The following is a 13,603-nucleotide window of genomic DNA, read 5'->3' on the forward strand; positions in this document are numbered from 1 at the left end:
GTCCCGTACGCCGTCCAGCCCAACCCCGGCAAGCTCGCCCACTACGCCGAGCTGGGCATCGAGGAGGTCGTCCTGCAACTCCCGTCGGCCCGGGATCCTCCGGGCTCATCGGCCGGCAGATCGCGGGCTACCGGGTCGAGCACCTGATCGGCCGCGGCGGCATGGCCGTCGTCTACCGCGCCAGGGACCTGCGGCTGGACCGCACGGTCGCCCTCAAGCTGATCGCCCCCGAACGCGCCCGCGACGAGACCTTCCGGCGCCGCTTCACCCACGAATCACGGGTCGCCGCGTCCATCGACCACCCGCACATCGTGCCGGTCTTCGAAGCCGGCGAGACCGACGGCGTCCTCTACATCGCCATGCGCTACGTCTCCGGCCTGGACCTGCGGGCCCTGCTGGACCGGGAGGGCCCCCTCCCCGTCACCACCGCCCTGCGCATCGCCGGCCAGGTGGCCTCCGCGCTCGACGCGGCCCACGACCACGACCTCGTCCACCGCGACGTCAAGCCCGGCAACATCCTCGTCGCCGCGGGCACCGACAGCGACCACCCCGAGCACATCTACCTCACCGACTTCGGACTCACGAAGAAGGCGCTGTCGCCCACCGGGTTCACCACCGCCGGAGAGTTCGTCGGCACGGTCGACTACATGGCGCCCGAGCAGATCTCCGGCCGCCCGGTGGACGGCAGGTGCGACCTCTACAGCCTCGCCTGCGTGGTCTACGAATCCCTCGCCGGCGGACCCCCCTTCGGACGCGACGCCGATCCGGCGGCCCTGCTGTGGGCGCACCAGTACGACCAGCCGCCGCCCCTGACCGAAAAGCGGCCGGACATCGCGTCCGCCGCCGACGAGGTGCTGGCCAAGGGTCTGTCGAAGGTGCCGGAGGACCGCTACGACACCTGCCTGGAGTTCGTGGCCGCCCTGCGCGCCGCGACCGGGACCGCGGTCCGGCGCGTGGAGCCGGAGCCCCGGGGCGACCACCCGCCCACCATGGTCTCGGTGGTCCCCCAGCCGCCGCAGGAGCCCCCGGCCTGGGCCCTGCCGGTCTTCCGCGCACAGCAAGACGGCCCGCACGGCGCGATGCCGTACGGGCCGTAGGCCGGGGGCCGGGCCGCTGCCGTCAGAGCCCCATCGAGATGGCGAGGCGGGTCAGCTCGGCCGTGGTGTTGACACCGAACTTGGCGCGGATGCGGCGCAGGTAGGCGTCAACGGTGTGCTTGGAGAGACCCATGTTGCGGGCGGCCTGGAGGTAGGTGCACCCGGAGGCGATGTGGCGCAGCGCCTCCTGCTCACGCGGGGCCAGCGAGGTGGGGGAAGAGGTCTCGGTCGCCTTCGAGGAGGCTTCGACGTGCTCCATGACGAGGGTGAGGCTCATGAGATTTCCTCCGCCGTGTCGGCTCGGTCATCGCTGCTGCTCACACCCTTGGAAGCAGAGGGACATATATCGGAATGTCGCTTTATGTCCCTGTTAAAGAGCTTGCGGGCGGCACTTCATGGAGTTGTCCGTCGACTGTCACAGGCGCGTCACAGGGAACCGGAACACGGAACCCGGCGCCGCAGCGTCCCGTCCCTCAGAACCCCACGAGGGACTGTTCGGCCCAGATGGTCTTGCCGGTGGCGGCGTGCCGGGTGCCCCAGCGCTGGGCCAGCTGGGCCACCAGGAGCAGGCCCCGCCCTCCCTCGTCGAAGGTCCGGGCCCGCCGCATGTGCGGGGCGGTACTGCTCGCGTCGGAGACCTCGCAGATCAGCGTGTTGTTCTCGTGGATCAGCCGCAGCTGGATGGGCGGCTCGCCGTACCGGATGGCATTGGTGACCAGCTCGCTGACCACCAGCTCGGCGACGAACGAGGCCTCGTCGAGCTCCCACGCCGTCAGCTGGTCGGTGGTGTACCGGCGGGCGTCGGCGACCACGGAGGGATCGGACGGCAGGTCCCAGACCACCACCTTGTCGGCGTGCAGGGCCCGGGTCCGGGCCACGAGCAGGGCCACGTCGTCCTCGGGCCGGTGGGTCAGCAGGGCCGCCAGCACCCGGTCGCAGACCGTGTCCAGGGTGGACGCGGGCCGGGTGAGGGCCACGAACAGGCTGTCCAGCGCCTCGTCCAGGTCGTGCTCGCGGGCCTGGAGCAGACCGTCGGTGTACAGCGCCAGCAGGCTGCCCTCCGGCAGCTCCACCTCGACGGTCTCGAACGGCAGGCCCCCCAGCCCCAGCGGCGGGCCGGCCGGGACGTCCAGCAGGTACACGGAACCCTCCGGGGAGACCACGGCCGGCGGGGGGTGTCCGGCCCGGGCCACCGTGCAGCGGCGGGTGACCGGGTCGTAGACCACGTACAGGCAGGTCGTGCCGATGCCCCCGGCGGAGTCCTCGCGGTCGTCCGGGTCGGCCTCGTCGGCGGACAGGTGGATGATCAGGTCGTCCAGGTGGGTGAGCAGCTCGTCGGGCGGCAGGTCGACGTCGGCCAGGGTGCGGACGGCGGTGCGCAGCCGGCCCATGGTTGCCGTGGCGCGGATGCCGTGCCCCACCACATCGCCCACGACCAGCGCCACCCGCGCCCCGGACAGCGGGATCACGTCGAACCAGTCCCCGCCCACCCCGGCTTCGCCGCCGGCGGGCAGGTAGCGGGAGGCGATCTCCAGCGCCCCCTGCACGGGCAGCGTGTGCGGGAGCAGGCTGCGCTGCAGCGTCATGGTCGTCGTGTGCTCGCGGTGCTCACGGCCGTGCCGGTCCGTGCTCTCGGCCACCTCGGGAGGCCGGGCCGTGAGTTCCTCGGCCAGCCGCAGGTGCTCCGGGTGCGCGGCGTCCTCGGCCCCGCTCCGGTCGTGCGCGGCCAGGCACACGGCCCGCACCCGGCCGTCCCGGTCGCGCAGCGGGGCCAGCGAGGTCTCCCAGCCCTGTTCGGGGCCCTCGCCCGTCCGGGGGACGAACGCGGTCAGCCGCTGGGGCTCCCCGGTCTCCACGACCAGGCGCATCCTGCGTTCCGTCTCGTCGCTCACGGGATCCGGGGCGATCTCCGGCAGCCGCAGCCCACGCATCTGGTCCTCCGTGAGGGAGAGCGTGCGCTGCATGCCGGTGTTCGCCCGCTGCAGCCGCAGGTCCGCGTCGAAGACCGCCAGGAAACACGGGGACTGGGCGAACGCCCACTCGTTCAGCGGCGCGTCCCAGAGCTCCTCGGCCGGACCTTGCACGGCGGACACCACCGACCACTTGACGGTCCCGCCGGTGGACGTCCAGCGGTGCGCGAGCAGCGGCACCTCCACGCTGCGCCCGTCCCGGTGCCGCAGCGCCACCGTGCCGCTCCACCGGTCCGCGCCCGGCCCGATCCCCGGGCCGGGCACGCCGGCCCCGGCCAGCAGACGGGCGGCGGGCCCTCCCACGACCTCGGAGGGCGCGTATCCGAGGAGCCGGCGGGCGCCCTCGCTCCACTCGGTCACGACGCCGTCCTCGCCGATCGTGGCCGTGGCCGTGTACGCCGCCCCGCCGGGGGCGCCCGTCTCCTGCGGCCGCTCACCGGGAAAGGTGGGAAGTTGCGCCATCGCCGCTCATCTCGCCCTCGCTAGTCCGGCCAGGGTGCTCCACTGACAAGCATGATCCAGCGGGGCGGGGAGCACCAACGCAGTGCCGTCCGCCCCGTCACGCTCCCGGGTGCGTGAGGACGAGGGCCAGCACCGCGTCCCCGGCCTGCCAGGCCATCGCGCGGCGCGGCCCGCCGAGCAGGGGCGGCCGCAGCCCCAGGAGCGGGACCCGGCGCGGGGCGCCGCCGAAGACCCCGCTGCGGTCGGCCTTGACCGCGGCCTCCTTCAGCGCCCACGCGCCGGCCAGGGCATCGGCCCGCTCCGTTCCTATGAGGGAGAGCTCCCCGGGGGAGAAGGCGTGGTCCGCGACCCGGCGCACCGTGGCCGCGGAGGCCGTCTCGCACAGGTCCACGCCCACCGGCCCCGGCGCCAGCGCCGCGGCGACGTGGCCGGGGGTGTGGCTGATGGAGAGGTGCACGGAGGGGACCGGCCGGCCGCCGACCAGCAGGTGCGGGCTGCCGTCGTCCCGGGGCAGTACCTCCACCTCCCGCGCCGGCGCCCCGACGAGCTCGCCGGCCAGGCGCTTGGCGAGCAGCCGGCCGGCCATCCACTCGGACCGCCGCCACGCCGGCAGGGCGCGGGCCACGCCCCGTTCGGCCGGGGAGAGGGACAGCGGGAGGTGGGTGAGGTCGGGGCGGCGGGCCACGATGAGCGCGGCTCCGCCCCAACGGTGGACGCGGCCCGGTGCGATCGGGCGGAAGAAGGTGTCCATGACGGGCCCCGGGCTCATGCGGCGGCCGGGGCCGCGTCGGACGGGTCGGCGGTGGCGGCCGTGCCGGCCGCGTCCAGCAGGCGCAGCTCCCGTGCCAGCGCGGTCACGGTCCGGCGGATCTGGTCGGGCGTGTGGTCCCGGGTGACGAAGAAACGCAGCCGGGCCAGCTCCTCCGGTACGGCCGGGTGGAGGATCGGGTTGACGCTGATGCCCTGCCGGAACAGGGCGTCCGCGAGGCGCAGGGTCTTCAGCGAGTCCCCGACGATGCACGGCACGACCGGTGTGCCCCGGCCGGAACCGATGTCGAGGCCCGCCTCGCGTGCGAGCCGCCCGAACAGGGACGCGTTCGCCGCGAGGCGGGTCACGCGCTGCGGCTCGGCCCGCAGCAGGCGCAGCGCGGCCAGGGAAGCGGCGGTGTCGGCCGGGGTCATCCCGGCGCTGTAGACGAAGCCCGGTGCGGTGTAGCGCAGGTACTCGACGACGCGGCGGGTGCCCGCGACGTAGCCGCCGCAGCTCGCCAGCGCCTTGGACAGGGTGCCCGCCCAGAGGTCGACGGCCTCGCGGTCGACGCCGTGGTGCTCGCCGATGCCGCCGCCCGACGCGCCGATCGTGCCGATGCTGTGCGCCTCGTCGACCATCAGCAGAGCGCCGTGCCGCCGCTTGACCTCGATGAGGGCGGGCAGGTCGGCGATGTCGCCGTCCATGCTGTACACGCCCTCGACGACCACGAGCACCCGCCGGTACTGGTGGCGGACCTGCCCGAGGAGGGCGTCCAGGGCGGCCGCGTCGTCGTGCGGGAACGGCCGGCGGGTGGCGCCGGAGAGCTTGCAGCCCTGCAGGATGCTGTCGTGGGCGAGGGCGTCGTGGACCACGAGGTCCCCCGGGCCGACGAGGTGCCCGATGACGGTGACGTTCGTGGCGTGGCCGTTGGCCAGGACGAGCGCGTCCTCGCAGCCGAGCAGACCGGCGAGCTCCGCCTCCAGTTCCAGGTGCAGGGGCCTGCTGCCGGACAGCAGGCGGCTGGCCGACGCCGAGGTGCCGAAGCGTTCCACGGCCTCCTTGACGGCCGCGGTGACCTGCGGGTCCGTGGCCATGCCGAGGTAGTTGTAGCCGGAGAAGGAGAGGAGTTCCCGGCCGTCTATGACCGTGGTGTCCGTCATCGCGCCCTCGTGGACGCGGAAGTACGGATTGGGCAGCCCCGTGCCCGCGAGCAGGGCGAGGCGCTCGTGGTGGCCGACGACCTCCGGGAAGCGGTCGATCCGCGCGTGCTCGTCGGGGACCGGCGCGGGGGGCGGCGGGGCCGGGGCCGGGGCCGCGGATGCGGGTGCGGCCTCGGGTGCGGGTGCCGGGGAGACGCCGGCGATCATCGTGGCCAGGCCGGCGAGGGTCGGCCGGTCGGCGGCCGTCTCGTCGAAGGTCCACTGCGGCCACTGCCGGGCGAGGGAGGTGAACAGGTCGGTCAGCATCAGCGAGTCGAACCCGAGGTCGTCGACCAGCAGCTGGTCGCCGCGCAGATGGCTGACGGGAAAGGCGCTGATCCGGGCCACGTGCTCGAACACGGATCCGACCACCTCGTCCCCACCGCCGCCCGACGCGGCCGACGAGGCGGGCGCCGGCTCCGGGACGGCCCGGACCACCGGGGCGGCGGGGGCGTCGGCCGGGGCGGACGCCTCCCCGGCCGGGGTGGGCGGGAGGGGCTGGACCGTGCGGGCGGCCGTGGCCGGCTCGGCCGGCTCGGGCGGCTCGGCCAGCTCGGGCGTTGCCCCGGCCGGCGTGGCCTGGAGGCGAAGGTGTGCGGGGGTGGCCTGGGCGGGGACGAGCGGCGTCGGGCCGGGCTCCGGCGGGGACGGCGGGGTGGGGCGGGTGGGGAGGGCGCCGGTGAGGTGGGTCAGGAGGGCCACCTGGTCCTGGATCATCCGGAGCAGCTCGTCCACCGTGTCCTGCGCGGGGTGCTTCACCGGGGTCTCCTCGGAGGCGGCGGAGCGTCCCTTCGCGGGCTGCTTGCCGGGCACCCAGTAGGACTGGGTGTCCAGCCCCGCCGGAGGCAGGTCCAGCAGACGGCGGTCCTCGGCCGGAACCAGCCCGCGCGGGTCGACCGGGACGCCCAGGACGGCGAGCCGGGCCAGGGCCCGGGCGAACCCGCGCCCCTCGTCCCCCGCCGGCTCGTCGACGGCGAGGAGGTGCACGTCGTCGTGCGGGTAGAGGTTGCGCCGGACCGGGGTGAGCAGCGAGCCGCCGCCGTTCACCTGGAGGAAGACGCGGGCGCCTTGGCCGTAGGCGGTGCGCACGGCGTCGCCGAAGCGGACCGGCACGGACGCGTGCCGGGCCCACAGCTCGCGCAGCTCCTCGGGGTCGCCGCACGGCCGCGCGTCCACCGCCGAGACGAACGGCAGGACGGGGGCGCCGATCCGGCAGGCCGCGAGCGCCTCGCGCACGCCCTCCTCGGCGGAGGCCAGCAGCGGGGAGTGGAAGGCCCCCGACACCTCCAGCGCGGCCGTGACCACCCCGGCCCCGACGCAGGCCCGCCGCAGGGCGGCGAGGCCCTCCGCCGTGCCGCTGACCACGATCTGCCGCTGCTCGTTGAAGCAGGCCGGCCATACGCCGTCGATGCCCTCGGCCAGCCGGCGGCAGGTCTCCTCGTCCGTCTGCACGGCGAGCATCCCGCCCGGCTCGCCGTCCTCCGCGGCCCGCCGCAGGGCCGCGCCCCGCGCGGCCAGCAGCCGTACGGCGTCCTCACCGGTCAGCGCCCCGGCGGCCGCGGCCGCCGCGAAATCCCCGGCGCTGTGGCCGAGGGTGAGGTCGGGCGTGACGCCGCAGTCGGCGAGGAGCCGGGTGGCGGCGGTCTGGACGGTGCCCAGCAGGGGCTGGCACACCTCGGTGGCGGCCAGCCGCAGCCGCAGCGCCTCCGCCCCGCCGGGGCCGGCCGGCGGCTTCCCGAACAGCAGGGCGGTGAGGTCCTGGCCCGACACGGCGCCCAGCGCGTCGACGGCCCCGCGGAAGGCGGGGTAGCCCTCGTAGAGGCTCCGCATCATGCCCGGCCGCTGGCTGCCCTGGCCGGGGTAGAGGAGGGCGATCCGGCGCTGCGCGGCGGGCAGCGGGGCGTCGGCGGCGAAGGCGTCGTCGCCGAGGTCGCCCCGGGCGCCCTCCTCCAGCTGCCGGCGGGCCACGCGCAGCCGCCGGAGGAACTCCTCCGTGTCGGCGGCCACGATCGCGAGCCGCGCCTTCAGCGGCTCCCGCGCGCCCAGGGTGTGGGCCAGCGCCCCGACCGGCGGGAGCTCCGCCGGGTCGAGCGCATCCAGCGTGTCGAGCACGTCGCCGATGTGCCGGTCCAGCAGCTGCGGGCTCCCCGCCGAAAGGAGGACGAGCTGCGGCGCCCGGGCCGCGGCGGCCGAAGGCTGCCGGACGGGTTCGGTCCCGGGCCGTTCCTCCAGCACCACGTGGACGTTGGTGCCGCCGAAGCCGAACGAGCTGACGGCGGCCCGCAGCGGGGCGTTCCCGTCCGTCCAAGGCCGGGCGGTCTCCGCGAAGCGCAGGCCGGCCGAGGAGACGCCCAGGTCCGGGTGGGGGGTGGTGCGCGGCTGCGGCACGATCGTGCGGTGGTGGACCACCAGGGCCGTCTTGATCAGGCCCGCGATGCCCGCCGCGGAGAGGGCGTGCCCGATCAGGGCCTTGCCGGAGCCGAGGTAGCAGAGGCTGGGGTCGTCGTCCGGCCACTCGGTGCGCAGCCGCCGCAGCGCCTCGATCTCGGCCCGGTCACCGGCGGTGGTGCCGGTGCCGTGCGCCTCCAGGAAGCCCACGGCGGACGGCGGGACCCCCGCGTCCTCGTAGGCCCGGCGCATGGCGCGCAGCTGCCCCTCGGCGGTGGGCACCAGGGGCCCGGGGGAGGCGCCGTCGTTGGCGGTGCCGATGCCCTTGAGCACGGCGTAGACGCGGTCCCCGGCGGCGAGCGCGTCCGCGAGGGGCCGGATGACGACCGTGCCGGCGCCCTCGCCGAGGACGAACCCGTCGGCCTCCTCGTCGAACGGGCGGCACACCCCGGCGGCGGACAGCGCTCGGAGCCGGGAGAAGCCGACCAGGCTGTCGGGCGTGAGGTTGAGGTAGACCCCGCCGACGACGGCGATCTTGCAGGAGCCCAGGCGCAGCTGGGCCATCGCCTGGTCGAGGGCGACCAGCGAGCCCGAGCAGGCGGCGTCGACGGCGAAGCTGGGGCCGCCCAGGCCGAACTGCCGGCTCACCGTGCCGGACGCCATGTTGAGGAGGCTCCCGGGGAGGCTGTAGGACTGCACGGTGCCGAACCGCCGGGCCTCCTCCTTCGCGGCGTCGCGGTCGAAGGAGCCGTCCTCCGCCCCCGCCTGCTCCGCGAGGGAGATGGCCCGGAGCGGGGCCGCCATCAGGTCCTTGTAGTCGGAGACCGAGATGCCGAAGAAGACACCGGTGTTCTCCCGGTCGAAGTCCCCGCGTCCCATCCCCGCGTCGTCGAGGGCCTCGCGGGTGACGTCGAGCATCAGCCGGTGCTGCGGGTCCATGGCCCGGGCCCGGGCGGGCGGCACCCCGTAGTGCAGGGCGTCGAAGCGGTCCACCCCGTCCAGGAAGGCGACCTGGTCGGTGTACGCGGAGTGGGTGGCCGAGTGGTTGCCGGGCTCGTGGAAGGTCCCGTGGTTCCAGCGTTCCGCCGGAACGGAGGAGAACTGGCGCTCTCCGCTCATCAGGAGCTTCCAGTAGGCGCGGGCGTCTCGGGCGCCCGGGAAGCGGCAGCCGAGTCCGGTGATGGCGATGTCAGTCATGACGGTCTTCCTCAGGTCCTTGGTGTCGTGGTCGGTGGGCTGGGTGGGGACGGGGTCAGGGGAGTACGGGGGAGGGGGGCGGGCGCGCGGCCAGTGCGGTCCGGGTGGGGCACCTGCCGGCCGCAGGTGGCGGCGGGGGTAGCGGTGGCGGGGGACGGGGGGTTGGGCGGGCGGCCGTCACCGGCCAGGGCGCCCACCAGTTCCATCCGCCGGCCAGGCGCATGAGCGCCGGTACGAGGACGCCCCGCACGAGGGTGGCGTCGAGGAGGACGCCGAGGCCGGCGCCGATCCCGAAGAACTGCAGGAGGGAGACCTGCGAGGTGCCGAAGCTCAGCAGGGTGAACGCGAGCAGGGCGCCCGCGGTCGTGACGATGCCGCCGGTGCGGGAGATGCCCGTGACGATCGAGGCGGCGTTGTCCTCACCGGCCTCGTGGGCCTCCTTGATACGGGCGAGGACGAACACCTCGTAGTCCACCGACAGCCCGAAGACGATGCAGAACAGCAGCACCGGCATCGTGGTGCTGAGCGGGCCGGGGGTGAAGCCCAGCAGCTCCCGCAGGTGGCCCGACTGGAACACCCACACCATCGCGCCGAGGACGGCCGCGAGGCTCAGGGCGTTCAGCGCGATCGCCTTCAGCGGCAGGAGCAGGCTCCGGGTGAAGCCGAGCAGCAGCACGAACGTGGTGAGCGCGATCAGGTACAGCGCCAGCGGGAGCCGCTCGCCCACGGTGGCCTTGGCGTCGACCAGCACCGCGCTGGGCCCGCCGACGAGTACGGAGGTGCCCGCCGGGGCGGGAGTCGTGCGGACGTCGTGCACGAGCTGCTGGGCGGCGCTCGACCGGGGGTCGGCCTGGGGCACCACGGAGAGCCGTTCCGGGCCCCCGCCGGCGTCACCCGCCCCGGCGGACGCGGAGGCGGAGCCGGGAGCCGGTTCCGGCAGGCCCTGCCGGAACCCGCCCCCGGGGCCCACCACCCGGGCCACCTGCGGCAGCTGCGACAGCCTCAGGGCGTAGTCGGCCCGCTCCGACACGGACACGTGCCCCGTCAGCACCACGGTGAGCGCGCTCGACGCCTGCGTGTCGAACGCCCCGCGCACGAGGTCGCCGGTCTGCCGGCCGGCCGAGCTCACGGGCAGCGCCCGGTCGTCCGGGGTGGCGAACCCGGCGTGCGCGAACGGTGCGGCGAGCACCAGCAGCAGACCGATCACCGGAAGCGCCGCGAGCAGCGGCCGGCGTACGACGATCCGCGCGAGCCCCTCCCACAGGCGCGAGCGCGACCCGCGCCGGACCCGGCGGCGCCACGGCACGGGCCAGGCGTTGACCCGCTCGCCGAGCAGCGCGAGCAGGGCCGGCAATACGGTCATGGCGCTGAGCGCCGCGATCGCCACCACGGCGATGCCCGCGTACGCGAAGGAGCGCAGGAAGTACGGGGGGAAGACCAGCAGCGTCGCCAGCGCGGCCGCGACGGTCGCGGCGCTGAAGGCGATGGTGTGCCCGGCGGTGCGTACGGTCCGCACGGCGGCCTCACGGGGGGCGTGTCCGGCGGCGAGCTCCTCGCGGAACCGGGAGACGATCAGCAGCCCGTAGTCGATGCCCAGCCCCAGGCCGAGCGCGGTGGTGAGGTTCAGCGCGAACACGGACACGTCGGTGACCCCGCCCAGCAGGCTCAGCACGAGCAGCGTCCCGGCGATCGCCAGCACCCCGATCAGCAGGGGCAGCGCCGCCGCCACCACACTGCCAAACACCAGCACCAGCATGATCAGGGTTCCCGGCAGGACCACGGCCTCGGCCCGCTTCAGGTCGGACTCCGAGATGTCCTGGAGCTCGGCGTCGACCACCGCGGCGCCGCCGACGTGCACCGTCAGGGCGGACTGCGAGCCGGCCGGGGTGCTCAGCTCGGCGCTCAGCCGCCTGGCCCGGTCCCCGAGCTGTTCCCCCTCGCCGTCCAGGTGCGCGACCAGCATGGCCGCGCCGCCGTCCCGGCCGCGCAGCTGCGCCGCTCCGGCGGTCCCGGACCAGTACGAGGCCACACCGCTGACGTGGGGCTCGGCGGCGAGCCGCGCGGTCAGCGCCTCGCCGGCGCTGCGGGCGGCCGGGTCGTCGACGGACCCGGTGCGGACCCGTGCGACGAGGACCAGGTTGGGGGAGGCCCCCGCGTGTTCGGCCAGCACCTGGGCGGCGCGGCTGGACTCGGAGTGCGGATCGTCGTACCCCTGGCTCTTCAGCCGGCCGGTCGCGCCCGCGCCGAACACGGCGGACAGGACGAGGAAGACCAGCGCGGCGAGGAGGACGAGTCGGGGACGACGGGTCACGAGGTCCCCCGCACGACGGAACATGATGCCTCCGGGCCGGACGGGCGCTCCCGCCCCGGCGGGTGCGCGGGACGGTGGATTTCCACCGTGCCCGGAGGAGGCGCGGGGCCGTAGCCCCGGCTGTTCGTTACTTGACAGGCCCGCGCAGGTGCGCCTTCACCTCCGCGGCGTGGTCGTCAGGGACCTCCCGCCGGAGGACGGGTTCCGGCGGGAGGTCTGGGGGTGGGGTCAGTAACCGTTCTGGTTCTGGTTGTTCTGGTTCTGGTTCTGGTCTTGGTTCTGGTCTTGGTCGGGGGCGGGCGGTTCGGCGGGCTTCTGGGTCGGCGGCGGGGGCTCGGTCCGCGGGTGTTCCGTGGCCGGCGGCGGGGTGACGGGCGCCTGGGTCGGTACCGGCGCCGGGGTGGCGGGCCGTTCCGTGACCGGGGGCGGGGTGGCCGGCGCCCGGCTCGTCGGCGGCTCACTGGTCGGCGGCTGCGTGGCCGTCCGCGGGGCGGAGGTGGTCGCGGGCGGCGTGGGCGCCACCGGAGCGGGGGCCGTCGGGGTCGGGGTGGGGGTCGCCGTCGCCTCGGCGGTGGGGGTGGGAGTGGCCGGGGTCTCGCTCGCCGGTGAGGGGACCGTGGGCGTCGGTGTGGCCGGGGTTTCCGTCGCGGTGGGCCCGGTCGGCGTCGGCGCCTTCAGGTTCGGGGTCTGGGTCGCCGGGGTCTGGGTCGCCGGGGTCTGCGTCCCCGGGGTCTGGGTGGACGGCGTCTCGGTGCCCGGAGACCTCGTACCGGGGGACTCCGTGTTGGTCGGCGTCCTGCCCCCCGGGGTCTGGGTTCCCGGGGTCTGGGTTCCCGGAGTCTGCGTGCCGGGGGTCTGCGTCCCCGGCGAGTACGTTCCCGGGGTCCGCGTCGGCGGGGGCGGCGGGGCCGTCGGCCAGTGCCGGGGCGGGGGCGGGGCCGGCCGGTCGTGGTGGACCTGGTCACCCGTGTACCGGTGGACCCACTGCTTGCCCTTCGGGTCGTAGATGACGAAGACGTTGATCACCGTGGTCGAGCGGTTGACGACCACGACGTTCTGCGGCTGGTACCCGGGCCAGCTGGGCCCCTTCTGCCGGGGGGTCCCCGGCTGCGGGACCACGCGGCTCAGCGGGTTGCCGCAGGCGCACCGCACCTTCGGCTCCCCGTACTTGTCGACCAGTACGGCCGTGCCCGCCTGGAGCACGGACTGGTAGCTGGTGGCGACGCCGTCGCGGTAGCCGTGGTTGGTGACGCGGGTGTCCGACCGCAGCTGTACCGGGGTCAGCGACCGCAGATAGCCCGGGACCCCGGACTCCTGGACGCCCACGACCGAGGCGAAGGCGCGGTTCCTGGCGGCGTCGGCGGACAGGTAGCGGATCTGCTTCTCCACGTCGCAGCTCGCGGTGTTGCGGCTGCCGCCGTAGAGGCCGGGCTCCGAGCCCGCCACGCTGGCGATGGTGTCCCGCTTGGCGGGGGCCGTGCCGGGCGCGGCCGCCGGCAGGGCGGCGGTCGTGTTCGCCGTCGACGGGGTGTACGGGTCCACCCCCGCGTCGTCCGTGGGCTGGAGGATGACCTCGCCGGCCGTCGCCGGTCCGCCGCTCGGGCGGCCGAGGACGATGGCCAGGACCACGGCGACCACCACGGCGGCGGTGATCGCCGCGATCCGTGGCACGGACCGCCACCAGGGGCCGTGGCCCTTGCCGCCGGGGGGCGGCGTCGGTCCGCCGGGGCCGCTCGGGCCGGACGGCGGGCCGCCGCCCGAGGGCGGGGGCGGGGGTGGGGGGCCCGCCTGGTCGCCGGAAGGCCGGCCCGAAAGGGGGCCGGAGGGTGGGCCGGTGGGACGCTCTGACTGCGGTTCGGAACTCACATTCCCCTCCCGCCGCGCGTGGGAAAGGCGAAACTCGAATGCTTTGCCTGTTTTATGCAATTTCATTCGAGTTTCACACCGTTAGCGCCCATTGTGTGCTCCGGCCCTGTGGGGTCCGCAAGCCGAACGGGCTACGCCCAGGACGCGGCGACCAGGGACCGCCGTGCCGCCGTCAGGTGCGTCGAGGCGGCCAGCCAGGCCCAGGCGTACCCGTCGGCCGAGGGGTCGGTGAGGCGGCCGAAGGCGTCCCGGGGCCGCCGGTCCGCCTCGGCGACGAGCGCGCCGGCGAGGTCGGCCGCCGCCGTGAAGCCGGCCCGGCGCACCTGACGGCGGCACGGCGGTCCCTGGTCGCCGCGTCCTGG

The 13,603-nt window shown here is 75.3% G+C and carries 6 protein-coding genes and 2 pseudogenes; 1 reads left to right on the forward strand and 7 read right to left on the reverse strand.

Features of this window, described 5'->3' with window-relative positions; translation table 11 throughout:
* The first annotated feature begins 107 nt into the window (after positions 1–107).
* Positions 108–1,097, forward strand: a complete 990-nt coding sequence (locus tag AB0F18_RS35205; protein WP_362068313.1) for a serine/threonine-protein kinase — start codon at positions 108–110, stop codon at positions 1,095–1,097.
* A 22-nt stretch (positions 1,098–1,119) separates the two neighbouring features.
* Here the strand turns inward: AB0F18_RS35205 and AB0F18_RS35210 are convergent, their stop codons facing one another.
* The 7 genes and pseudogenes from AB0F18_RS35210 to AB0F18_RS35240 form a co-directional block, all read right to left on the reverse strand.
* Positions 1,120–1,374 carry a helix-turn-helix transcriptional regulator gene (locus AB0F18_RS35210; protein WP_362068299.1) on the reverse strand — a complete coding sequence of 85 codons (255 nt, stop codon included), beginning with the start codon at positions 1,372–1,374 and terminating at the stop codon, positions 1,120–1,122.
* Positions 1,375–1,570: 196 nt separating this feature from the next.
* Positions 1,571–3,529, reverse strand: coding sequence for a SpoIIE family protein phosphatase (locus AB0F18_RS35215; protein ID WP_362068302.1), 1,959 nt, complete (start codon positions 3,527–3,529; stop codon positions 1,571–1,573).
* 97 nt (positions 3,530–3,626) lie between these two features.
* Complete coding sequence (locus AB0F18_RS35220) at positions 3,627–4,280, reverse strand: 4'-phosphopantetheinyl transferase superfamily protein (RefSeq protein WP_362068305.1); 654 nt, start codon at positions 4,278–4,280, stop codon at positions 3,627–3,629.
* A gap of 14 nt (positions 4,281–4,294) precedes the next feature.
* On the reverse strand, positions 4,295–9,064 hold the full coding sequence (locus AB0F18_RS35225) for an aminotransferase class I/II-fold pyridoxal phosphate-dependent enzyme (RefSeq protein ID WP_362068308.1): 4,770 nt from the start codon (positions 9,062–9,064) through the stop codon (positions 4,295–4,297).
* Positions 9,065–9,119: 55 nt separating this feature from the next.
* Positions 9,120–11,375, reverse strand: a complete 2,256-nt coding sequence (locus tag AB0F18_RS35230; protein ID WP_362068310.1) for an efflux RND transporter permease subunit — start codon at positions 11,373–11,375, stop codon at positions 9,120–9,122.
* A 960-nt stretch (positions 11,376–12,335) separates the two neighbouring features.
* Positions 12,336–13,241, reverse strand: a pseudogene (locus tag AB0F18_RS35235) (DUF6777 domain-containing protein); the annotation flags it as partial.
* A gap of 131 nt (positions 13,242–13,372) precedes the next feature.
* Positions 13,373–13,603, reverse strand: a pseudogene (locus tag AB0F18_RS35240) (hypothetical protein); the annotation flags it as partial.

Origin of the sequence: Streptomyces sp. NPDC029216 (assembly GCF_040648015.1) — a bacterium.
In the GTDB taxonomy this organism is placed as follows: domain Bacteria; phylum Actinomycetota; class Actinomycetes; order Streptomycetales; family Streptomycetaceae; genus Streptomyces.